Source organism: Streptomyces sp. NPDC044921, assembly GCF_056432865.1.
The window spans coordinates 180,609-205,609 of sequence record NZ_JBWKIF010000014.1 but is presented as its reverse complement, the minus strand read 5'-3'; the positions used below and the strand labels follow the sequence as shown (position 1 = coordinate 205,609).

Annotated in this window: 2 protein-coding genes; both read right to left on the bottom strand. The window is 75.1% G+C overall.

The annotated features are described in order from the left end of the window. Nucleotides 1–2: 2 nt before the first annotated feature. Complete coding sequence (locus tag AC07DA_RS22745) at nt 3–14,492, bottom strand: SDR family NAD(P)-dependent oxidoreductase (RefSeq protein WP_479129991.1); 14,490 nt, start codon at nt 14,490–14,492, stop codon at nt 3–5. Beyond that, entirely contained in the window at nt 14,489–25,000 is a 10,512-nt protein-coding gene (locus AC07DA_RS22740; protein WP_479129990.1) for an SDR family NAD(P)-dependent oxidoreductase, read from the bottom strand. The genes AC07DA_RS22745 and AC07DA_RS22740 overlap by 4 nt, the downstream gene beginning before the upstream one ends. Nucleotide 25,001: the final 1 nt, after the last annotated feature.

The following is a 25,001-nucleotide window of genomic DNA, read 5'->3' as shown; positions in this document are numbered from 1 at the left end:
CCTCACCTGGTGCCGTCGGGGCCGGCCGGGTTGAGCGAGGCCGGGAACAGGCTGGTCGGGAAGTTCCGGGAGGCCAGCACCGGGGACAGCATCCGGGCGATGCGGGCGAGGTTCTCGTCGTGGGCGATGGTGTGGTGGTCGGCGTTCATCTCGTGGACGGTGATGCGCGGGCCGACGAACTCGGCGAGCCCGTTGGACTTGTCGTCGCTGGTGCGCGGCACCGGCGGCAGGTCGTTGCTGTTGCCCGGGGCCAGGAAGCCCTGAGTGGCATGGAAGAGGGTGGTAGGGACTGTGGTGCGCAGCGGGGCCGGCCGGTAGGCCTGGAGCAGGTCGCCGTTGTGCAGCATCAGTTCGTGCCGGACCATGATCTGCTGCTTGATCATCTCCCGGTCGGGCCGGGCGGCCGAGCGGTCGCGGATGTGGCCGGCGACCAGGTTGAGCTGGGTGGGCAGGTCCAGGCCGGTGAGCGAGGCGAGGCCGATCTGCTCGCTGACGCCCCAGCGCTGGCACATCGCGTTGCCGAGCATCACCAGGGAGAAGGCCTCCGCCTCGACCTCGGTGACGGTGCCCCAGTCCACGCTGTCCCAGGCGTCGGTGCCGGGCATGATCGGGTCGATGGCGATCAGATGCGTGACTTCCTCTCCGGCCAGTTGCAGCTGCCGGGTCATCTCGTAGGCGAGCACCCCGCCGAAGGAACAGCCGCCCAGGAGGTAGGGCTCGCCGGGGAAGCGGTCGCGCAGTTCGCCGACGTAGTGGGCGGCCATCTCCTCCACGGAGTCGTACCTGCGGGGCATGCGGTCCGCGGCTGCCGCGCCGATCTGTTCCAGGCCGATGACGGGGTTGTGCAGCCCCAGGTGGCGGGAGAGGTAGATCGCGTAGCTCACCTCGCCGTACAGGTTGTGCGCCCACACGGACCGCCGGTTGTCCCCGTGCCGGTTGATCGCGACGACCGGCGAGACCTCCTGCCGCCAGGGCGCGGCCGGTTCCGGTACGGCGGGTGGCGAGCACACGCGTGCCGCGTTCCCGGCGGAGACGAGGAGCCACGGCTCGACGTCGAGGTCCACCAGGTCGGGCGGTGGCGCGATCCAGCGGTGGTACTCGCCGTCGCCTCCCCCTGCCGGTACGGCCCGCACGACCACGGTCCGCTCCAGTCCGCCGAGGGGGCGCGCGGGGTGCACGGCCGCGGCGGCGACCAAGGCGGACCTCCAGGCGGCGGCGCGCTCCAGCCGGCCCCGGAGCGCGTCAGCGCCCATCGGCGCGGACGGGGCGAGGGCGGCGGTCACTCGGTCCAGCGCGGCGTGCGGTGCGAGTCCGGCGAGGTCCGCGTCGCCCGCGAGCGGCCGGTCGGCTCCCCAGACGCCGGCGAGGGGCGCAGCCACCGCCGCCAGCGACTCGGTCTCGGTCTCGGCGAGCGGCTCCTCCCCCGGCCCGGGGGGCTGGACGAGGAGCAGCTCGGTGATGTGCAGGCCGCGGTCCTGCAGGATTCGGGCGGTCTCGACGGCGACCAGGCCCGCGACTCCGTACCCGGCGATCCGGCAGGAGGCGCCGGGGTGGGCCGCGCCGATCGCGTCGGCGCAGGCCCGGGCGAGGAGGATGATGTCGGCGGCCGGGGCCGCGCCGTCCGGGAAGCCGGGTGCCTCCACGCCGGTGACCGGGCCGTGCTCGGCGAGGTGCCGGCACAGGTGCATCACCCAGGTGAGTTCGCCGGTGTCGCCGAAGAGGCAGTAGACCGGGTCTCCGGCGCGGCCCTCGGCGAGGGGCACGAGCCGCGGCGCCGCGACCGTTGCGCGTGCGGCGGGCAGGGGCCGCTCCGTCTTGAGGGCGGGGCCGGGGTCCGCACTGTCGAGGGTCTCCGGTACGGCGTCGGGCAGCACGTAGCTCTCGTCGAGGTGGACGACGAGGCGGTCGACGCTGGGGTATTCGAGGATCGCCGCCATCGGGATGTGGTCGCCGTAGCGGTCTTGGACGGTTCGCATGATCCGCATGGCGCCGATGGAGTCGACGCCGTAGCTCGCGAAGTCCCGTGCCGGGTCGACGGCGTCGGGCGCGATGCCGATGCCGTCCGCCACGGCCTCTCGGACGTGCTGTCGGAGGGTGGCGAGCCGGTCGGGCAGTGAGGGGGCGGCGGGAGCCGCGGGGGCCGCGGGGGCCGCGGGGGCGGCGGGGGGCGCGGGGAGGGGTTGCGGTGCCGGAGTGTTCGCGGAGGTGCGGGCCGGTCGGGGTGCCGAGGTGGGCGCCGGTTCGGGGGTGGTCGGGGCGGGAGGCGCGGGGGGCGCCGCGGCAGCTCGGGGGGCGGGTGTGGTGGCTTGGCGTACGGGCGTCTGCGCGGTGGCACGAGGCACCGTCCCGGATGTGGTGGCCGCCGGGAGCCAGTGCTGTTCGGGGGCGAACGGGTAGGTCGGCAGGGAGACCCTGGTGCGGTTCTGCGTTGTGTGCAGGGACCGCCAGTCCACGTCGGCACCCGCCGCCCACAGTGTCGCGAGCCTGCCGAAGTCCCCGCCCGCGGCCCTGCGTACGGCGTCGCTCAGGTCGTCGGCGTCGCCGGATCGGGGACCCGTGTCACGGCTCGTCGTCAGGCGCGGGTCGTCGCCGCCGTCGAGGTGGGTCCGCAGGGCGTCGGCGAGGTGGGCGAGGTCCGGGGCCGCGACCGCGAGCCGCGCGGTGAACGGCCGGCGTCCCACCTGGAGCGTGTAGGCCACGTCGTCCGGTGACACGGCATGCAGTCGTCCGTCGCGTTCCCAGCGCTCCAGGCGTTCGAGGAGACGGCGGGCCACGGCCCGCAGGCGTTCGTCGTCGCGGGCGCTGAGCACGAACAGCCGGTCGCCGTCCGGCGCCGGGGCGGACGGGCGGGGGGTGGCGGGCGCGGGGGCCTCTTCGACCACCAGGTGGGCGTTCATGCCTCCGAAGCCGAAGGAGCTGACACCGGCACGCCGGGGCAGGGGCGCGCCGCTGCCGGCGTCCGTGAACGGCGTCCAAGGGCGGGCGGAGGTGACGAGGTGGAACGGCGAGTCCGCGAGCTTGATCAGCGGGTTCACGCGTTCCACGTGCAGGGTCGGCGGCAGCATGCCGTGCCGCAGGGACAGCAGCACCTTGAACAGGCCCGCCATACCGGCGGCCGTCTCCAGGTGGCCGACGTTGGTCTTCACACTGCCGAGCCCGCAGAACTGCCTCGGAACCGGCACCGTGCCGCCCGCTCCACGCCGTTCGAAGGCCGTGCGCAGGCCGGTCACCTCGATGGGGTCGCCCAGGGCCGTGCCCGTGCCGTGCGCCTCCACGTAGCCGATGGTCTCGGGTCGCGCCCCGGCACGCTGCTGGGCCAGGGAGATCACCTCGGCCTGCGCGGCCGGGTTGGGGGCGGTGAGCGAGGTGGCGCGTCCGCCGTGGTTCGTCGCGGAGCCCGCGATGACGCCGTGCACGTGGTCGCCGTCCGCGAGTGCCTTGCTCAGCGGCTTGAGCAGGACGGCGCCGACTCCTTCGCCGCGCACGTATCCGTCGGCGCGGTGATCGAAGGACTTGCAGCGGCCGTCGGGCGCCAGCATCCCGGACCGTCCGAACGCCTCGAACGCGGTCGGCGCCACGATGACGTTGACGCCGCCGGCGACGGCCAGGTCGCACTCGCCCGTCTGGATGGCGCGGACGGCCCGGTGCACGGCGACGAGGGAGCTGGAGCAGGCGGTGTCCACGGGTTCGCTGGGTCCGCGCAGGTCGAGCAGGAAGGAGACCCGGTTGGCCAGGACGCTGTGGTCGTTGCCCGTCATCAGCTGGCCGTCGACGTCCACACCGCGTTCGCGGGCCAGCTCGCCGTACTCGGAGGAGGCCACGCCCACGAACAGGCCGCAGGCGCTGCCGGCGAGGTCGGCGGGGTCGTGGCCCGCCTCCTCGACGGCCGCCCACACGGTTTGCAGGAAGAGCCGGGCCTGCGGGTCCATGACGCGCGCCTCGCGCGGAGTGATCTGGAAGAACCCGGCGTCGAAGCGGTCCACACCGTCGAGGAATCCGCCGCGCACGGGAGTCGTGCCCGCCGCGGTGGCGAAGCGCTCGGGCGGTGCCTCGCAGATCAGGTCGCGGCCCTGGATCAGGTTGTTCCAGAAGCTCTCCAGGTCCGGCGATCCGGGGAACGACCCGGACATGCCGACGACGGCGACGGGTTCGGCGGCACGGTCGTGGGAGGGCACGGCCGCGATCGAGATGGTTGCCGGGGCAGTCGTGACCGCCGGGGAGGCGGTCGTCGCCGCGGCAGCGGTGGTCGCCGGGGGCGGGGGCCCGGCCGGGGGTACGGCGGGTGCGTCTGCCTCCAGCGGCCCGGGGGCCGGCGGCTCGTCGGCGGACGGGGCGGGTACGGGGGCGCGGGCGGGTTCCTGGGCCGTGGCGGCGACGAGGTGGTCGACCACGGCCGCCATGTCCCGGCAGCCGTACAGGACGTCGGGGGTGAGGCCGACGCCGGTCGTCCGCGAGAGGCGGTCTGCGAGCTGCACCATGGTCACCGAGTCCAGCCCGAAGTCGCTGAGGTGGTCACCGGGGTCAATGTCCTGCGGCGTCACTCCCACCAGGGCGCAGATGGCCTCGGTGACGACGTGCCGCATCGCGTGGACGGACGGTGTGCCGCCCGCGCTGTCGGCGGTCGGGTGCGTGAGGGTCACAGAGGGCTCCTGGGAAGGGCTGGGACCGGTGGCGGGCGGAATGGGCTCGATGGCGTCGGCGGTGCGGTGCGAGGGGGCGGGAGCTGCCGCAACCGGATCTGCAAGGGCCGGGCGGGCCGGAACCCGGTCTACGGGTACGCGACCTGTCGGCACCGGCCCCGCCGGGACCGGACCCGTGGTGCTCCGGTCGGCGGCGGGGGCCGTCCGGAGCCAGTAGCGGCCGTCGGCGAAGGGGTAGTGCGGCAGGGAGACGATCCGGGCGCCGGGATCGGGTGCGGCGAGGGCCTCCGGGGGTTCGCCGTCCGTCCAGCGCCGGGCCTGTGCCAGGATCTCGGCGTCAGGGGACGGCAGGCCGTGCCGGTCGGGCGCCTCGCCCCGGGGGCCGGTCACCAGCCGGTCGTGGGGCCGGTCCTCCGCGTACGCGGTGAGTACCGAGACGATGTCGGCGAGGTCGTGGACGACGGCTGCGAGACGGGCAGCCAGCGGTTCGCGTCCGACCCGCAGGGTGTGGGTGACGTCCACCGGGCTCAGCGCGGCTCCGGGACCGGCGAGGAACGCGGCGAGGCGCCGGGCGTACGTGCGCAGGGCGTCCGGCCGGCGGGCCGACAGGAGCAGCAGGAGCGGCCGGGAGCGCCGGCGGCCGTCGGTGGTGTCCTCGGACCGGTCCGGCTGCGGGGCCTCCTCTATGACGACGTGAGCGTTGGCGCCGCCCGCGCCGAAGGAGCTGACGGCGGCCCGCCGGGGTTCCCCGGTCGGCTGCTCGGGCCAGGCGACGGGCTCGCGCGGCACCAGGAAGCAGTCCGCGGTCGGCGGTCCGTCGGTGCCGAGGGTGGGCGCGAAGGTGCGGTGCCGCAGTTGGAGGATCAGCTTGGTCAACTGGACTACGCCGGAAGCGGCTTCGAGGTGTCCGGTGTTCGGCTTCACCGATCCGATCCGCAGCCGGTCACCCTCGCCCCGGACGCCGTACGCCTCGCGTATGGCGGCCAGTTCGACCGGGTCGCCGACCGGTGAGCCGGTGGCCTGCGCCTCCACGTACTGCACGCTGCGCGCATCGGCTCCGGACGCCTCCAGGGCCTGGGCGATGAGGTCGATCTGCGCCCCGGCGCGGGGCACGGCGTACGCCTCGGTCGGGCCGTCGGCGTTGACGGCCGAGCCGCGGATGCACGCGTGCACGCGGTCGCCGTCGCGCATCGCGTCCGAGAGCCGTTTCAGGACGAGCGCTCCGACGCCCTCGCCGGTGACGATGCCGTCGGCGGCGGTGTCGAAGACCCGTGGCGTGCCGTGCGGGGACAGCATCCGCGCGGCGGCCAGGTCGGCGTGGTGGCTGGGGTGGAGGATGATGTTCACTCCGCCGGCGATCGCCGTGCCGCACTCGCCCTCGCGCAGGCTCCGCACGGCGAGGTGGACCGCGGTGAGCGCGGAGGAGCACGCCGTGTCCACGGCCATGCTCGGGCCGGTCAGGCCGAAGGTGTGCGACACGCGGTTGGCGACGGACCAGCCCGAGGACAGGGCCTGTACGGCGTTCCCGCGTCCGCGCTCCTCGGCGGCGAGCAGCGCGTACTGGTGGTGCATGAGGCCGACGAAGACGCCGGTCCTGCCGCCGTTGCCCTCGGCTCGGGCGCGCAGGCGGGACGGGGGCAGCGCCGCGTCCTCCAGCGCCTCCCAGACCGTCTCCAGGAAGAGGCGTTCGGCCGGGTCCATGCGCTCCGCCTCGCGCGGCGAGATACGGAACATGAGGGGGTCGAAGCGGTCCACGTCGTCGAGGAAACCGCCCCAGGAACGCCCGTCGCCGTTCTCCCCGTCGCTCCATCGCCCGGGCGGCACCGGGGTGATGAGGCTGCGTCCGGCAAGCAGGTGCTCCCAGAGCGTGTCGACGTCCGCGGCACCCGGGTACCGGCCGGCGATCCCGACGACGGCGATGGGCTCGGGAGCGGGCAGGGCCGTGGTGGTGTCGTGCGGTGCGGCTTCTTCCGGCGCCCGCGACGAGGAGTCGGCCTCCGGAGCGGTCGGAGACGGCAGGTCGGCGGTGGGACAGTCGCCGGTCCGCGGGTCGCCGGTCCGCGGGTCGGCGGCCCGCGGGTCGGCCGTGTCCGTGTCGTCGGCCGGCACGGCGGCGACTGCTGTCAGCGTCGCCAGTTCCGTCCCCTTCGCGCTCACCAGGGCCGCGGCCACCGAGCGGAGGGACTCGCCGGTCACCAGCAGTTCCTGCGGCACCGGGCCGATGTCGCGTTCCAGGCGCTCGACGGCCTCCATCACCGTCAGTGAGTCCGTGCCGAGGGACGCCAGGGGCACGGCCGGGTCCATCTCCTCCGGCGGCAGGCGGAGCAGGTCCGCGAACAGGTTCCGCAGATGCTCCGTCGTGCCCGCCAGGAGCCGGTCCTCGGAACCGTTCGGGGACGACGGACGGGCCTGCGGTCCGGCCGGTGGCACGAGTCGGGCGGCAGGATCCCGGCGCTGCCCGGGCAGGGGGGCGGCAAGTGGCGGCGTACGCCAGGGCCCGCGTTCCGCGACGAAGAGGTGCTGTCCCGCCTGGTGGTCCGTCCAGCCCTGCACGCCGAAGCGCCTGCTGCGGTCGAACCCGGCCTCCGCCAGGAGCGCCTGCCAGGTGAGCGGGGCGAGCAGCGGCCCGTGCGGGAGCCTCAGTCCGGCGTCCTCCGCGAGCCACCACCCGTCGGTGAGGCCGAAGACCGGGGTGACCGCGTCGAGGACGCGGGTGGCCTCGTTGACAGCCAGCAGGCCGCCGGTCGCGGTGAGCTCGGCGACGTTGCGCAGGGTCCCCCGCATGTCCGGGGTCGCGTGCAGGACGTTGGTGGCGACGACGATGTCGTACAGGTCGCCGTCGAAACCCTGCGTGGCCGGGTCGTCCGCGATGTCCAGGACGCGGAAGTCGGTGTGGGGCCGGCCCTCGGCCAGCCGCCGGCGGGTTCCGGCGACCAGGGAGGGCGAGATGTCAGTGACGTCGTAGGTGACCGAGGCCCGGTGGTCGTCGATCGCGTCGAGCACGGCGCGGGTGGTGGCGCCGGTGCCGGCGCCGATCTCCAGGATGCGTACCCGCCGGGCCGGGTCGGCCGCGACGGCGTCGGCGACCGCCGCCCGTACGGCGGCGGCGGTGAGGCGGTTGAAGTGCCGGGTGCGGGGGTCGTCCGCGTACAGGGCGGCCATGCGCCGGTCGGAGCCACCGGGGAAGAGGACGTCCAGGCCGCGCCGCCGGCGGGCGAGGACGTCGGGTAACGCGGCGGCGCAGTCGTCCAGGAGGTCCAGCGTGGGCGCCACGTGGCCGAAGCGGCCGGTGAGTTCGTGCCTGAGTCGGTGCCGCCGGTCCGCGTCGGCCGCAGCCGGTGCGGTGAGCCGGCCCCGCTCGGACCGTACGTGACCGGCCGATTCCAGGGACGCGAGCAGCGCGTCGAACAGCGGCAGCCGCTCGTCGTGGACCGCGAGACTCCGCAGCAGCTCTGCGCGGGTGACATGCGCGCCGGGTGTCAGGCAGTCGGTGACCCCGCTCAGGGCTTCCAGCAGGGCAAGGCGCGCGTATGCGTCCACGGCGTCCAGGTAGTCCCGCGCGTAGGGTTCGCCGTCGGCGTGCTGCGCGGCCAGGACGGCCGCGGCGGGCGCGGCGAGGACGTCCCGGCCGGTTTCGTCCTGGGCGGCGAGTGCGGGAAGGGGGGTGTCGACGGCCGGTCGCCAGCGGCGCGTGCCGGGCTCCAGGGGTGTCACCCGCCCCAGTTCCGCGAGATCCGCGCGCAGTGGTGCGACCTGGGTGAGGCCGGAGGCGAGGACCTGGCGGAAGGCGTGCAGTCCCTCGGCGGCGGTCAGTGGCTGCACGCCCCAGCGGGCGAGCCGTTCGCGGTGTTCGGGGGTGGCGACGGCGCCTTCGTCGCCCCAGAAGCCCCAGTCGACCACGGCCACGGGCCATCGCAGCCGGGTGGCCAGGTGGGCGCCGTAGGAGCTCATGAACGTCGAACCGGACGCGTAGTTGGACTGGCCGGGGTTGCCGGTGTGGGTGATGGCCGAGGAGAAGAGGGCGAAGAAGTCGAGCGGTTCGGCGGTGAGCGCGTCGGCGAGGGCGACGGTCCCGCGTGTCTTGGGCGCGAAGGCGGCGTGGAAGACGTCGTCGTCGGCCTGGGCGATGGTCCGGTCGGCGAGGACGAACGCCGTGTGCACGGCTCCGTCGACACCGCCGTACCGCTCGTGCATCAGGCGGACGGCGGCCCGCGCGGCGGCGGGGTCGGTGACGTCGCCCGGAAGGTACTCGACCTGCCCGCCGTGCGCCCGCAGCCGCGCGAGCGCGCCGTCCGCCAGGTGCCGTTCGGGCCTGCGTCCCATCACCAGCAGCCGGGCGTCCCACTCGCTCAGCAGGTGCTCGCTGACGACCCGTCCGAGGCCGCCGAGACCGCCGACGACGAGGTAGCGGCCGCCGCGTCGCAGGGGCAGCCGGTGGTCCGCGGGGGCGGGCAGTTCGGCCGGGGCGAGCCGCTTGACGAGACGGACACCCTCGCGCAGCGCAACCTCCGTGAAGGGCGCGGCGGCCGGCTCGGCGGCGACGGCAGGCACGAGGGACTGCCAGTCCTCGAAGGCGCGGCATCGTTCGAGGTCGGTGCCCGCGAGGTCCAGGCAGACCACGTCGAGGAACGGCAGTTCGCGCGAGAGCGTGCGCGCCATGCCGTGCAGGGATCCCGCGAACGGGTTGTCGACCGGGCCGCCGGGCAGGGGCTGCTGGCTGTCGCTGGTCAGGACGACGAGGCGGAGGCCGCGCGGGCGCTGGGCTGCCAGCGCCTGCGCCAGGTGGAACAGGGCGAGGCAGCCGTGCCGCTGGGTTTGTTCCAGGTGGGCCAGGTCGGTGGAGGAGTGACGGCGGGTATCGACGCCGCCGGCGAAGTAGAGCGTGCGGACACCCGGGTGCGCCCGGAGCAGCGCCACGTGGTCGTCACGGTCGCGCAGCGCCGTCAGTTCGACCGCCTCGCTCGCGCCGCCGTGGTGGCGGACCAGCTCGGCGGTGAGTCCGGCGTCGTGCCCGGCCGTGAGCACCAGGGCGGGTCCGGGGTCCTGGTCGGCCAAGGCGTGCGGGGCGGTCGGGGCGTCGAGGCGGGGTGCCACGCGCCACACGGGCACCAGGTGGGAGACGTCAAAGGAGCCGGGAGCCCGCACCACGGTCAGCCCGGTGAACTCCACGAGGGCCCGGCCCGAGGCGTCCGTCAACAGCACGTCGCACTTGACGGTCCCGCGTGCGGGGTCGGCGGCCACCAGACGGGCGTGGGCGTGGCGGACGGCTCCGTCCGCGCTGTGCACGCGGACCCGTTCGACGGCGGCGGGCAGCGTCGCCGGTTCCTGCCACGCGGGCACGGCCCCGTGCACGGCGTGCAGGGCGGCATCGGTGACGCCGGGATCTGTGATGCCGCCGTGGGCGCGGCTGGGCAACGGCGCGGACAGTCCCGCCCGCTCGGCCGGTCCGGCCGGTTCGGCGGGTTCCACCAGTTCGGCCAGGGCCTCCCCTTCGCCGCACCACAGGCGCTCCACCCTGCGGTACGACGGCCCGTAGTCGAGGCCGGTGGCGCGGGCCCGGTCGTAGAACGCCTCGTGGCTCACCTCCCGGGGGCAGCGGAGCCGCACGGCCGTGATGTCCAGCGGCGCCGGCGCGGGGGGTGGGTCGTCGGAGTGGGGCGCCCGGGTCCATGCCGTGACCGTGGCGTGTACGGTGCGCCGTTCGCCGGTGCCGGTGCAGGTCTCGACGCGGACGGCTCCGTCCCCGGCGGCGGGCAGGACGCGTACGACGGGCTGCTCGTCGGTGTTCACGACGAGGGCGGTGCGCCAGCGCACCTCGCTCAGTTCGGTGATCGGCCGTCCCGCCGCTCGTTCCGCCGCCGCGCGGGCCAGCGCCAGGTGGGCGACACCTGCGAGGACGGGCCGGGCGTCGACGAGGTGATCGGCCACCCACGGGTGATCGGGGGTGAGCGTGGCCGCGAACTCGGCCGCCCCGTCCGCCGCGACAGCCATCTCGGCGAGCGGCGCCCGGTCGGCCACCGCGGGTACCGGGGTCCGGCCGGGGGCCGTGGCCACCGCCGGGTGCACGGTCTCGGGCCAGTGCACGGGACCGGCGAACGGATAGGTGGGCAGAGGCACGGCGTGGGGCGCCCGGCCGTGCCGGTCGCGCCGCTCGGCGGCCTCCGGCCAGTCGAACTCCTCCCCCGCGACCCAGCGCGCGGCGACTTCGTGCCAGCGGCGCCCGGCGAACAGGCCGCGCGTGTCGGCCGTCTCGCGCCGGGGCGCCTCGGGTGCGACGCGGCCGGCCGCGTCGGCGGCGCCGGTCGTCACATATCTCGAGAGAGCCTCCGCCAGGTGTGCGCGGGTCGGCACGACGAACGCGACGCGGTGTTCGAAGGCTTCACGCCCGGTCTGGAGCGTGTGGGCGATGTCGTCCAGGCGCAGTCCGGTGGCGTCCGGGCCGGTGAGGAAGCGGGCCAGCCGGTCGGCGGCGGCCTTCAGGCGGTCCGGTGTGCGGGCGGACAGGACCACCAGGTGGTCCCCGCCGTCGGCCGGACGGTCGTCGGTGCGCACGGCGTCCAGGTGTTCCTCGATCACGGCGTGCGCGTTGGCGCCCCCCGCGCCGAACGAGCTGAGGGCGGCCCGGCGCACGTCGTGCCCCGGCCGGGGGTGCCACGGTTCGGCGGTGCGCTGGAGGCGGAACGGCGTCCCGGCGAAGTCGATCTTCGGGTTGGGCGGGTCGCTGTGCAGGGTCGGCGCGAGCGTGCGGTGTCGCAGCTGGAGGAGGATCTTGGTGAGTCCCGCGATGCCCGCCGCGGCCTCCGCGTGGCCGATGTTGGGTTTCACCGAGCCGAGCGCGCAGTACTGGCGCTCCTCGATGGACCGGCCGAACACCCGGGCCAGGCCGGCGATCTCGATGGGGTCGCCGAGTTCCGTGCCGGTGCCGTGCGCCTCCACGTAGCCGATGCCCGCCGGGTCCAGTCCGGAGCGGCGCAGTGCCGAGCCGATCACGGAGGCGTGGGCGCGCGGTGAGGGCACGGTGTAGCCGTTGGTGTGGCCGCCGTGGCTGATGGCGCTGGCGCGGATGACGCCGTCGATCCGGTCGCCGTCGGCGCGGGCGGCGGCCAGCGGCTTGAGCACCACCGCGCCCACTCCCTCACCGGGGACGAACCCGTTGCCGCCCTCGCCGAACGCCCGGCAGACCCCGTCGGGGGACATCATGCGCTGCTCGGCGAGCATGGCGTACTTCATCGGGTGGAGGTTGAGGTAGGCGCCGCCCACGAGGGCCGTCCGGCACTCGCCGCGCCGCAGACTCTCGCAGGCCAGGTGCAGGGCGGTGAGGGAGGCGGAACAGGCGGTGTCGACGGTGAGGCTCGGGCCGTGGACGTCCAGGAAGTAGGAGAGCCGGTTGGCGAGGGAGAACTCCATCGAGTAGGCCGGGACCGGATTGCCCTTGCCCCACTCCTCGGCGCCGACCAGGCCGTACGCCAGGCCCGTGGCGCCCACGAAGACGCCCACCGCGTGTCCCTCGTCCGTGCGGGTGGTGCGGTGCAGCCGGGAGCGGGTGTAGCCGGCGTCCTCCAGCGCCGACCAGGCGACCTCCAGGAACAGCCGCTCGGCGGGGTCCATGCGGCGGGCCTCGCGCGGTGCCACGGAGAAGAACAGCGAGTCGAAGCGGGCGACGTCGTCGAGGAAGCCGCCCCAGCGTCCGTAGCTGGTGCCCGGCCGGCGCTCACCGTGGTCGAACCAGCGCTCCTTGTCCCACCGGTCCGGCGGGATCTCCCCGATCGCGTCCCGGCCCTCCACGAGCATCCGCCACAGCTGTGACACGTCCCGCGCGCCGGGATAGCGGCCCGCCACACCGATGACGGCGACGGCGTCGCCGGGCGCGGCGTCGGCGTCGGGCAGTTGGGCGGCGGGCCGGGGCGTGGCCCGCGCGGCGGGGCGCACGTCGAGGGAGGGGGCGGCGGGCTCGGCGGCGGGTGCTGCGGGTATACCGGCCGCAGCAACCGGGGCGCTGCCGGGGGGAGTCGGTGTATCGGCCGGGGCGGCCGGTGTGCCGGCCAACGCGGCGAGGGCCGGACGGTGGTGGGCCACCAGATGGTCGGTGAGGTCGTCGACCGTGCGGTGCTCGAACAGCAGCGTCGCGGGCATGGGCCCCAGCCGGTCCTCCAGGGCGGCCGTGATGCGCTTGACCATCACCGAGTCGATGCCGAGCGCGGAGAACTCCTGGTCGGACCGGAGCCTGCCGGGCGCCATACGGGTCAGCCGCGACACCAGGTCCAGCAGGAAGGCTCGTGCCACCTCGGCCGCCGCTTCCGGCGCCGCCGCAGGTTCGGCCGGCCGTCCCGCCGCGGGGGCGCCGGGCGTCACCTCGCCCGTGAGGCGGGCCCGTACGAACTCCTCGATGCGGCCGCGGTGACCGTGGACGACGACGACCTCGCGCGCCTCGGACCGCAGCGCCGCCGTCATCACGGCGAGGCCGGTGTCCGGCGGCATCTCGACCATGCCCTGGAGCACTTCGACGGCCCGGCGGTCGGTGTCGCTGAGGGTCATGCCGCCGTCGGCCCACAGCGGCCAGCCGACCGACACGGTGCGTCCGCTGCGGCGGCCTTCCTCCACCAGGGCGGCGCGGTGGGACGCGAAGCCGCCCAGCGCACGGCTCGCGGCGGCGTAGTCGGCCTGTCCGGGATGGCCCGCGTACCCGGCGAGGGAGGAGAACAGCACGAAGTGGCGCAGCGGTTCGTCCCGTGTCGCCTCGTCCAGGTTACGGGCGCCGGCCAGCTTGGGCGCCAGCACGCGCGTGTGGCCGCCGGGTGCCTTGTTGGCGATGTACGCGTCCTCGTTGACCCCGGCCAGGTGCAGCACGCCGGTGACCGGGCCGAACGCCGCACGGGCCTCGGCGACGGCACGCCGTACGTCGTCGGGCCGGGTCAGGTCACCGCGTACGTACCGGATCCGCTCCGTGCCGGTGCCGTTGGCGCGGCGCAGGGTCTCCCTCACGCGGGCGCCCGCGTCGGAGCGGCCGAGCAGGACGATCCGGGCGCCGGACGGCAGGGCGAGCCGCTCCGCGAGGCTCAGGGCGATGCCGCCGCCACCGCCGGACAGCAGGTGGACCCCGGCGGCGGGGGGCCCGGCGAGGGCCAGCGGGAGGGACGTCATGGTCCGCACCCAGCGGCCGCCTGCGTCGTGGCGCACCTGGTGCAGGGGCGCGACGGGTTCCGCCAGTTCGTCCAGGGCCAGCGCTACGTGGTCGGCCGCGCCGTCCGCGCAGACGGCGACCGGACGGATCCGGCTGTCCTCCTGGGCGGCGATCGAGCAGAAGCCGCCGAGCGCGTCCGCGGCCTGGGCGCTGTCCTCACCCACCGCGAGGCAGGCGATGGCCAGGCGCTCGCCGACCCGGCCGCGGATCAGGGTGCGCAGTGCCGGGTACACGACGTCCAGGCAGCGCTCGGGCCCTTCGGCCGTGACCAGGACGATGCGGTCGGGCACATCTCCAGCGGCGGCCAGTGCCGCCCACAGCCGTTCCCACGACGCGTCGTCGGCGAGCGAGACGGCGCGGGTGTCCGACGCGGGCACGGGCCCCGCGACGGCCTCGACGACCCTGCCGGTCCCCGGTGTCACGATGCCGGGCCGACGGGCGGCGGACGGGTCCAGCACGATCAGTGGCGGGCGTCCCTGCGCCGGGGGGCGGTGCGCGGTCGGCGCCACACGCTCCCAGCCGGACGTGAAGGCCACCACCTCGTGCGCGCCCGCCACCGCGGCCGTGCCGGACGGGGCCGCCGCGCCCATGAGAGCGACCGCGTCGGGGACGGTCAGCTCACCCGCCTTGACGCGCTCGAGGATGTGCCGACGGTTCTGCCTGGAGATCACTGCGCACCTTCCATGAGCCGTTCCGCTTCGTCCACCGAGAGGCGGCCTTCGTTGAGTGCCTGGAGCAGCTCCGGCAACGCGGTCCCGGGGGCCGTCGCCGGGGCGGGGACCGACGCCGGGGCCGGGGCGGGCGTCATGGGTTCGAGGGGTTCCGCCCAGTGGCGCCGTTGCTCGAACGGGTAGGCCGGCAGCGACACGCGGCGGCCCGGGCAGGCGGGCAACCGCCCCGTGCCCGACACCCAGCGCCGGGCCGCTCCGTAGGGATCGGGGTCCGGAGCGTCGGCGCGCTCGTCCGCGGCCCGGCCGTCCGGTCGCTGCTCGGCGCTGCCGGTGAACGTGTCCGGGCCGGGCTCCTCGTCGAGCAGGCGCCGCACCGCGACGACGAGTTGCTCCGTCGTCGCGGCGACGAACGCCGCCCGGTGGGCCATCGCGTCCCGTCCCTCGGCGAGGGTGTGGGCGATGTCGGTGAGCGCGAGCGGTCCGGACTGCTCGGCCGGGTCCCGCGTGAGGAAGCCGTGCAGTTCCCGCAGCCTGGCCCGCAGCCGCTCGGGAGTACGGGCGGACAGCGGGACGACGACCGGATCCCCGGGCGTGCCCGGCGCTGCGGGCCGGGTGTCGGGGTAGTCCTCCAGCAGGACGTGCGCGTTGGTCCCGCCGAGGCCGAAGGCGCTGACGCCCGCACGCCGGGGTGAGCCGCCCGTCGGCCAGGGGGTCAGCCGGTCCACGACGCGGAAGGGGCTGCCGTCCAGGTCCAGGAGCGGGTTGGCCTCGGTGAAGTGGAGCGTGGGCGGCAGCATGCCGTGCCGCATGGCCAGCACCGTCTTGACGACGCCGGTCAGTCCGGCGGCGGCCTCGGTGTGCCCCACGTTCGACTTGACCGTGCCGAGCAGGCACCAGGGGTCGACCGGTTCGCCGTCGGGCCTGCCGTCGAGCGCGGCGAATGCCTTGCGCAGGCCGCGTACTTCGATCGGGTCGCCGACCTCGGTGCCGGTGCCGTGCGCCTCCACGTAGCCGACCGTGCGCGGGTCCACCCCGGCGTCGCGGTAGACGGTGGCGATCAGGTCCGCCTGGGCCGTCGGGTTGGGCATCATCAGGGAGTCCATGTGTCCGCCGCCGCCGTGCGAGACCCCGCTGCCGCGCACCAGCGCGTACACGGTGTCGCCGTCGGCGAGCGCCCGGGACAGCGGCTTGACCAAGACCGCCACCGCGCCCTCGCCGCGCACCATGCCGTTGGCCCGCCGGTCGAACGCGGCGCAGCGGCCGTCGGGCGACATGATGCCGAGCTGGCCGAGGGCGACGAACAGGTCGGCGGTGAGGAACAGGTGCACCCCGCCGACGAGCGCCGCCTCGCACTCGCCGGACCGGACCGCGCGCACCGCCCGGTGCAGCGCCGTCAGCGAGCTGGAGCAGGCCGTGTCGACGGCCTCACTCGGGCCGCGCAGGTCCAGTTGGTACGAGATGCGGTTGGCGATGAGGCAGTGGCCGTTACCGCTGACGACGTGGCCCTCGCGGTGGCGGCCGGCGCGGTGCAGCTGCCAGTCGTAGTCGCGGGAGGTGGCGCCGATGAAGACGCCCGTGCGGGTGCCGCGCAGGGACGCGGGTCGGTGGCCGGCGTCCTCCACCGCCTGCCAGGCCGTCTGCAGCATGATCCGCTGCTGGGGGTCCATCAGCTCGGCCTCCAGCGGCGTCATGCCGAAGAAGTCGGCGTCGAAACGGTCGACGCCCTCGATGAAGGAGCCCCAGCGGCTGTTGACCGTGCCCGGTGTGCGGTGCGGGTCGCCGAAGACCTCACGCCAGTCGAACCGGTCCTGCGGGATCTCCCCCACCAGGTGCGTCCCGTCTCGCAGGTGCCGCCACCAGGTGCGCAGGTCGGGCGAGCGTGCGAAGCGGCCCGCCATGCCCACGATCGCGATCGGGTCGTCCTCGTCGGCGTCTGCCGCGGAGGCGGGGTGCCCTCGCGGGGTGTACTCAGGGGGCACGGGTGCCGCGGCGGCCGGCTCGTGCACCGCGTCCGGGGTCTGCCGCGGCGGCTGGGCGCCGGTGTCGCTCGCGGTGACCGTGGTACCGGCCGGGACCGCCGGAGCGTGCTTCCGTGTAGCGACCGGCGCGTGCTGAGCGAGGTGCGCCGCCAGCGAGTCGATCGTCGGGTGCTCGTAGAGCAGGACCTTCGGCAGCCTGCCGAACTCCGGTTCCAGGCTGCGCACCAGCTGGATGGCGCTCAGCGAGTCCATGCCGTAGTGGTCGAAGGTGACGGTGGTGTCCACCTGCTCCACGGCCAGTCCGAAGAACCGCGCGAAGACGGGAACCAGGCGCTCGCGCACCTCGTCGGCGTCGGCCGTCACGGGCTCCGGGGCGGCGGACCGGTCCTGCCGCTGGGGTTTTGGTGTATGCGGCCGGCTCGGGCGTGCGTCCGACGGCCGTGAATCCAGCGGCGCGGACGGCTGCGGGGCGGGCTGGGTGGGGAGGGACGGCTGTGGAGGGGTCTGGGCGGGCGGCCGCGGGCGGGTCTCCGCCAGGCCCGTGACCCGCGTGCCGCCGCCGGTCACGGCCGCCGCCGGTACCTGGCTGAACAGCACCGCGTTGTCGAACTCCGTTTCCGGCAGGTCCGGCGCGCCGAGCGCCCAGGTCCCCTCGAAGCCCTGCTCCGCCAGCGCCGCGCGCCAGCGCGGCACGTCGAAGAACGGCGAGTGCGGCAGCCGCGCCGCCACGTCCACGGCCGACCAGTAGCCGGGCAACGGCCCGATCATGGCCGTCATGCAGTCGTGGTTGCGCACCAGCTCCTCGAGTACGAGCGCACCGGACGGCGCGAGCAGGCGCCGGATGCGTCCAAGGCTCTCGCCCAGGTGCCGGGTGGCGTGGACGGAGTTGGCGGCGACGACAATGTCCGCGCTGCCCGCTTCGAAGCCCTGCTCCACCGGGTCCCGGTCGAGGTCGAGGACCGCGCAGGTGAAGTCCACCCGGGTGTCGGCGAACCGGGCGCGGGCGGCGGGCAGGAACGCCGGGGAGACGTCCGTGAACCGGTACTGGACGGCCTCTCCGTGCTCGGCGACGGCCTCCAGCAGCCTGCGCGTGGTCCCGCCGGTGCCGCCGCCGATCTCTGTCAGGCGTACCGGCCGGTCCGGGCGGGACTCCCGCAGGGCACGCACCCGGCCGGCCACCAGGCGGGCCACGATCTCGTTGTGGTGGTCGGCCACGGTATTGCCGTCGTAGATGCCCAGCAGGAGGTCGGGGTGGTCCGGGGAGAAGAACACCTCCAGCGCGTCGGCCCTGCCGGTCAGGATATCGGGCAGTCGGGGCAGGCAGACCCGTACGAGTTTCAGCCACGGGGCCAGTTCGGGGTGCTCAGCGGCCAGTTCGGACGCCTCGGCCGTGAAGTCCGGGGTGGTCGTACGGGACGCGGAGGGTGTCTTCGCCATCAGCGCGGCCAGCGCGTCGGCGAGACGGCCGTACCCCTCCTCGTCCGCGAGCAGTGCGCGCAGGCGCTGCGCGGTGGGCGGGGTGCCGCCGTCGGCGAGCAGATGCGCACACCAGCGCCTGATCAGGTCGTTGAGCCGTTCCATCCCCCGGGCGGCACGGCGTCCGTCGAACCCGCTGCCCTGGATGTGGCGCCGGACGTCGCGCACCTCGGCCGGGACGGCGGGCTGACCGTCCACGGGGACGGCGGGCCGGCGGATGCCGGCGGGTCGTCCCCCGTCGGCTCCCGGCAGTACGGCGCGCTGCCGGGCGGCGGGACGCAGGGCGCCGGGGGCCGCTCGTTCGGTTTCCGCCTCGGCGAACCAGAACCGCGCGCCGCCGAAGGGGTACGTCGGCAGGCTGATGCGCGCCGTCGCGGGGTCCGGCGCGGTCGTGGCGGGCAGCGGGTCGCCCGCCACCCAGGTCCGGGCCGCCTCCAGCAGCGGCTCGCCAGGGTCGTCGGCGGTGGCCGCCACGTGCACGCCGGCCGGGGCGTCCGGGTCCGCGAGGTACGCGTCCATCGCAGCCAGCAGTCCGTCGTGGGAGTCGGCGACGAGGACGACCCGGCGCGCCATGGCCTCCCGGCCCTGGTGGAGGGTCGCCGCCATCCGGTCGAGCGGCGCGTCGGGCGCGGCGGCGAGGAAGTCGCGGTGGCCGCGCACGAGCCGGCGCAGTGCCTCGCCGTCGCGGGCCGAGTACGGGAACAGCCGGGGCATGCGCGGGGCCGGGGCCGCATCGCGCACCGGAGCCTGTTCGACGACAGCGTGCGCGTACGACCCGCCGAAGCCGAACGAGCTCACCCCGGCGATGCGCGGTCGTCCGTCCGGCGTGTGCCAGTCGACGGGACGCGTGTTGACGTAGAGCGGGGTGTCGTCGAAGCGGCAGTGCGGGTTGGGCTGCCGGTAGTCCGGCATGGCCGGGATGACGCCGTGCTGGATCTGGAGTACGGCCTTGACGACGCCGACGAGGCCCGCGGCGCCTTCGGCGTGTCCGAGGTGGGCCTTGGCGGAGCCGACCGCGCAGAAGGCGGACCGTGCCGTGTGGCGGCGGAACGCCTCGACGGCGCCCTCGATCTCTATGGGGTCGCCCAGGGCGGTTCCGGTGCCGTGCGCCTCCAGGTAGCCGAGGTCGTCGGGCTCGATCCCGGCGCGTGCCCAGGTGTCCAGGAGCAGCTGGGTCTGGCGGGTGGGGCTGGGCGCGGTGACGGACCCGGCGCGGCCACCGTGATTGACGCCGACCTCGCGGACGACGGCGTGGATCGGGTCGCCGTCGGCGAGGGCCCGGTCGAGGGGCTTGACCAGGACGGCGACGACGGCTTCGGCCGGGACGTAGCCGTCGGCCCGGGCGTCGAAGGTGTGGCAACGCCCGGACGGCGACAGGGCTCCCAGCGCCGAGCTGCGCACGTAGTGCTGTGGGTCGAGGATCAGGTTGGTCCCGGCGGCGAACGCCATGTCGCACTCTCCGCGCCGCACGGCGGCGACCGCGAGGTGCAGGGCGTACAGGGACGAGGAGCAGGCCGTGTCGACGACGAGGGAGGGGCCGGCCAGGTCGAAGTGGTGGGCGATCCGGTTCGCGGCCATGGTGACGGAGGTGCCGGTCACGTCGTGGGCGCCCATCCGCCGTCCGGCGGCGGTCATCGCCTGGTCGTAGTCGCTGAAGCAGCGGCCTACGAAGGTGCCGGTCGCCGAGCCGCGCAGCCGGCCGGCGACGCCGGCGTCCTCGGCGGTCCGGTGGAATACCTCCATCAGCTGGCGGGTCTGCGGGTCCAGGCCCTCGGCCTCGGCGGGGGTGAGTCCGAAGAAGGCGGCGTCGAAGCGGCTGATGTCGGTGAGGAAGCCGCCGTGGCCGCAGTCGGTGGCGTCCGGCCGCTCGCCGTGCGGGTCGTGGTAGAGGCGGTGGTCCCACCGGTCGGCGGGGACGCCGGTCACCAGGTCGCGCCCGCCGACGAGGTCGGCCCAGAATCCCGCGATGTCCTCAGAGCCGGGGAAGCGTCCCGCCATGCCGATGACGGCGACGGGCTGTTCCGGTCCCGGTGCGCCGTCACGGTCGTCGGTGTCCGCTCGGTGCCGCGGCGCCACGGGCTGCTGTGCCGGTGCGTCGGTGGGTGCGGCCTTGTCGTGCGCGGAGGCCGCCTCGCGGCGCAGCGCGGCCTGTACGGCGTCGGGGCGGGTGTCGAGCAGGTGGTTCACCAGGCGGTCGGTGTCCGGGTACCGGAACAGCGTCGTGGCCGGCAGGTCGACACCGAGCCAGGACCCCAACTCCGTGGTGAACGAGGCGAGTTCCACGGAGTCCAGGCCGAGGGCCATGAATCCCGCGTCCCGCACGGACGACGGCTGCGCCTCCTTGCCGGCGCGGCGCAGGGCCGTGGCGAGCGCCGTGACGACGTGGACATCGAGTGCTCCGCGCGGGTCCGGGACGTCGCCCGCGTCGGCGGCGGCATCGGCGGCCGTGTCGGCGCGCGGTGTTTCCAGCGCGGACCTCATGCGGGCGGCGTCGCCGTGCAAGACGACGACGCGTTCGACGCCGAGCCCGAGGGCGGTGTCGAGGGTGTCGAGGGCGGTGACGGTGTCAAGCGGGACCGATCCGGTGCGGGCGAGGACGCGGTCCTGGAGCGCGGGGTCGATGTGCATACCGCCGTCGCGCCACAGCGGCCAGTCGACCGCGACGGTCACGCCGTGCCGTTCACCGGCCCTGCGCCGCTCCTCGCGCCAGGCCGCGTAGGCGTCCAGAGCACGGTTGGCCGCGCTGTAGTCGGCGCCGCCCGTGCTGCCCGCCGCCGCTGCGAGCGACGAGTACAGCAGCAGGTAGTCGAGCCGGTCGCCGCTCGTGACGGCGTCGAGGGCGGTGACGCCGGGGAGCTTCGGGGCGAGGACCCGCTCGACCCCCGGACGGCTCTTGTTGACGACCAGTGAGTCCTCCAGGACTCCGGCGGCGTGCACGACCCCGGTCAGTGGTCCGAACCGTTCGCGCACTTCCTGTACGGCGGCGGACAGTGCGGCCCAGTCGGTCACGTCGGCGCAGAAGTAGGCGGCACGTGCGCCGAAGGCCTGGAGTTCGGCGACGGCGCTGTCCGTGTGGGCGCTCCTCCGGGAGCGGCCCAGCAGGGCCAGGCAGACGTCACCCGCCGCCGCGATGCGGCGGGCCGTGTGCAGGCCGAGTCCGCCGGCCCCGCCGGTGATCAGGTAGACACCGCCGGGGCGGCCGAGGCGCACCGGGGCGTGGGAGGCGGAGGGCGGCCCGGCCGGGACGAACACCTCCGTGAGCCGGCCCTGGGCGGTGTGCCGGACTTCGGTGCCGTAGGCGTCGGCCGGTGCGTACGCCTCCGCGAGCAGTGTCCGCGCCTCGACGGCCGACGCCTGGTGCCACACCGTCTTCAGCAGGAGCTTCGGCTGTTCGAGCCGGACGCTGCGGGCGAGGCCGCCCACGGCCGCGTGCGCCGGGCTCGGGCCGCGGGCGGCGTACCCGTACACCACGGGCAGCGGCCGGGTCAGGCCGACGGCGAGGGCGCGGCACAGCAGCAGGGCGGACAGAACGCCGCCGGTGCTCGTCTCCCCAGTGGTGTCCCCGGACAGCGGCCACAGGTGGAGGACGGCTCCCGGCGCGCGGTTCTCCGCACGGAGGGTCTCGACGAGCCGGACGTAGTGCTCGGCGTCGCCGGGCTCGATCTCGAACTCGTCGGCGGACACCCGCTGGTAGGACATGCCGGGCCGGACGCGGACCACGTCGGGGTGCAGCGCGCGTATCTCCCGTACGCGGTAGGTGTCGGCGTCCAGGAGCAGCAGTGGGCCGTCCTGGACGGGCGTGGCCGCGGTGGCCGGCAGGGGCAGGGGGCAGGTGTCCGGGACATACAGCAGGGTGGCGGGACCGTCCGGGCTCGCGGCTCGGGGCTGGTCGCGGGTCGGGGACGGCTGCCCCGGCCCGGGGTCGCCGAGCCAGTAGCGCCGGCGCTCGAAGGGGTAGGTCGGCAGGGAGATCCGCCGCGCCGCGTCGAGGGCGGGCCAGTCGGACGGGGCGCCGGCGGCCCACAACCGCGCGGCCTCGGTCTCCTCGGCGGCGCCGCTCGTGCTGGTGCCAACGGTCTCCGTACCGGCGTAGGCGGGGTGGGCCGGCGGACGGCCGTCCGCGAACGCCCGCAGTGCGTCGGCGAGTTCGGACGTAGAGGCGGCCACCACGGCGAGGCGGTGCTCCATGGCGCGGCGGCCGGCGCGCAGGGTGTGCGCCACGTCGGCCAGGCGCAGTCCGGGCCGGGCCCGCAGGTGTTCCGCCAGCCGCCCGGCCTGCTCGCGCAGCCGATCGGCGGTCCTCGCGGACAGCGGGATCGCGAGGGGCCGACCGGCCCCGGGCGGCTCGGGGGCGTCCGCAGGGGCGAACTCCTCGATGACGACGTGGGCGTTGGCGCCGCCCGCCCCGAAGGCGCTCACGGCGGCCCGCCGGGGCAGCGGGCGCCCGGTGTCCGGGTCGACCGGGGCGGGCCAGGGTTCGGGGGCGGCGGCCAGCCGGAATGGCGTCCGCTCCCAGTGGATGCCGGGGGCGGGCGTGCCGATGTCGCCGACGGCCGGGAGGATGCGGTGCCGCAGCGCCATCAGCGCCTTGGTGAGGCCGACCATGCCCGCCGCGGCCTCCAGGTGGCCGACGACCGGCTTGGCGGAGCCGATCACGCAGTACCCGAGGTCGCTGGTGTGCCGCGCGTACACCGAGGTGAGGGCCTCGACCTCGATCTGGTCGCCGAGGGCGGTGCCCGAGGCGTGCGCCTCAACGTAACCGATGGTGCGCGGCGCGACACCGGCGTCGGCGAGCGCGGCGGAGACCACCCGTGCCTGGGCTTCGGGGCTCGGCACGGAGTAGCCGCCGGTCCGTCCACTGTGCAGCAGCGCCGAGCCGCGCAGCAGCCCGTAGACGTGGTCGCCGGAGGCCAGCGCGTCGGACAGCGGCCGCAGCAGCAGGGCGCCGACGCCCTCGCCGGGTACATAGCCGTCCGCATCCCTGCCGAACGGACGGCAGCGCCCGGTGGGCGACAGCAGCCCCAGCTCGGCCAGCCTCAGGTATTTGTACGGGTGCAGGGACAGGTTCACCCCGCCGACCAGCGCCGCGCGGCACTCGCCGCGCCGTATCGCGTCGGCGGCGAGGTGCAGGGCGGCCAGGCTCGCGGAGCAGGCGGTGTCCACGGTGATGCTGGGCCCGGCGAAGTCGAAGAAGTACGACAGCCGGTTGGACAGGGCGGAGGACCAGGAGCCCGCGACGTCGGCGGTCCCGGCGCGCAGCCGCTCCAGGCCGTGCAGTTGGTAGTCGTTCCACATGGCGCCGGCGAAGACGCCCACGGCCCGGTCGGTCTGGGCGGCGAGCCCGTCCGGAGTGTGTCCCGCGTCCTCGATCGCCTCCCACGCCGCCTGGAGCAGGAGCCGTTCGTGCGGGTCCATCAGTTCCGCCTGACGGGCGCTGATGTGGAAGAAGGGCGCGTCGAACTCCGCTACGCCGTCGCAGAAGACGCCCCAGCGGGAGTACGTGCGTCCCGGTGTGCCGCGGGACGGGTCGAAGTACGGTTCGTGGTCCCAGCGTTCGGGCGGGACGGGCGTCCCCCGGTCCTTGCCGTTGCCGAGTACGTCCCACAGTTCGTCCGGGGTCCGGGCACCTGGGTAGCGGCCGGCGAGGCCGACGACGGCCAGCGGTTCGCCCTCGGGAGTGCCGACTGCCGGACGGGCAGCGCAGACGGGCGACACGGCGGGCGACGACGGCCGGCCGACTGCCGGGGTGCCGGCCAGCGACCGGCCCACCGCTTCCCGGTCCGTGACTCGCGGTTGGTCCGCTTCCCGGTCCCCGGCGGCCGACAGACTGTCCATCTCCGGCTCTTCCGCGCCCAGTTCATCGATTTCGGGGTGCTCCGCCCGCAGGTGGCCCGCGAGGCGCCTGACCGTGGGGTGTTCGAAGAGGAGCGTGGGATAGAGGTCGGTTCCGAGCATCTCCTCCAGGTCGCCGACGAGGCTGAGCAGGTCGACCGAGCTCAGGCCGCACTCGTAGAAGCCGAGTTCACGGTCGACACGGGTGGGCTCGACGCCGAGGCGCCGTGCGACGAGTGCCGCGACCCGTTCCTCGAACGCCCCGGCGTGAACCGGTGCGGGGGTGGCCGACAGGGGCTCCGGGATCCGTTCGGCGGGCGGCCGGGTGCGGTCCGTGATGAGGGCGGCGGACCGGACCCGCTTGGCACGGAAGCCGACCAGTTCGGCGACGACCTCGCCGTCCGTGCCGCAGATCTCTATGTCGGCCTGGAAGAGTTCGCTGTCGAACCCCCCGGTGACCGGTCCCGGCACGTGGACGAGATTGTCGGCACCCACGCCGGTACGGGCCCGCAGCGACTCGATGTAGAGGGGGATGTAGGCGTGCCGGGGCGTGCCCAGATCCTGCTCCGGGAACAGCAGCATGGGCACCAGCGTGGCGAAGTCGAGTACCGCCGGGTGGGCGTGGAAGTGGTCCACGTGCTCGGCCGCCTCGTCCGCGAGCCGCATGCGCGCCAGCGCGTGTCCCGGGGCGACGTGCACCGTGCCGGACGCCTGCATGAAGCCGCGGTGGTGGATGTCGAGGGCTCGGACGTAGCCGTAGAGCCTGTCCACGTCGACGGTGCGTGTCGCCGACGCCGCCAGGCCGGCCGGGTCGATCCGCCGCCACGGTGTGCCGTCGGCGGGGTGGATCTCGGCGGTGCAGTTGGTCTCCCACGCGGCATGGGGGTTTCCGGCGGGGCGGCTGCGCACGGTGACGGGCAGCGGCTGTCCGGGGTCCGCGTCGCCGAGGACGACCTCGACGGCGCTGCGGTCGCCGGAGCCGACGATGGGGGCGTGGAAGACAATGCGGTGCAGGGCGACGAGGCCGGGGTCGACTCCCGCCCGCTGCACGGTCCGCAGCACCAGGTCGAGGAGGAAGACGCCGGGCAGCACCGGCACTTGGTGGACGAGGTGGTCCCGGACGGCCGGGTCGTCGGCACCGACGCCGGTGGTGGCGCGGCGGCCGGCGAGCGGGCGCAGCAGGTCGTGGGGGCGCTGGACGGATGACCGGTTCTGCGGCATG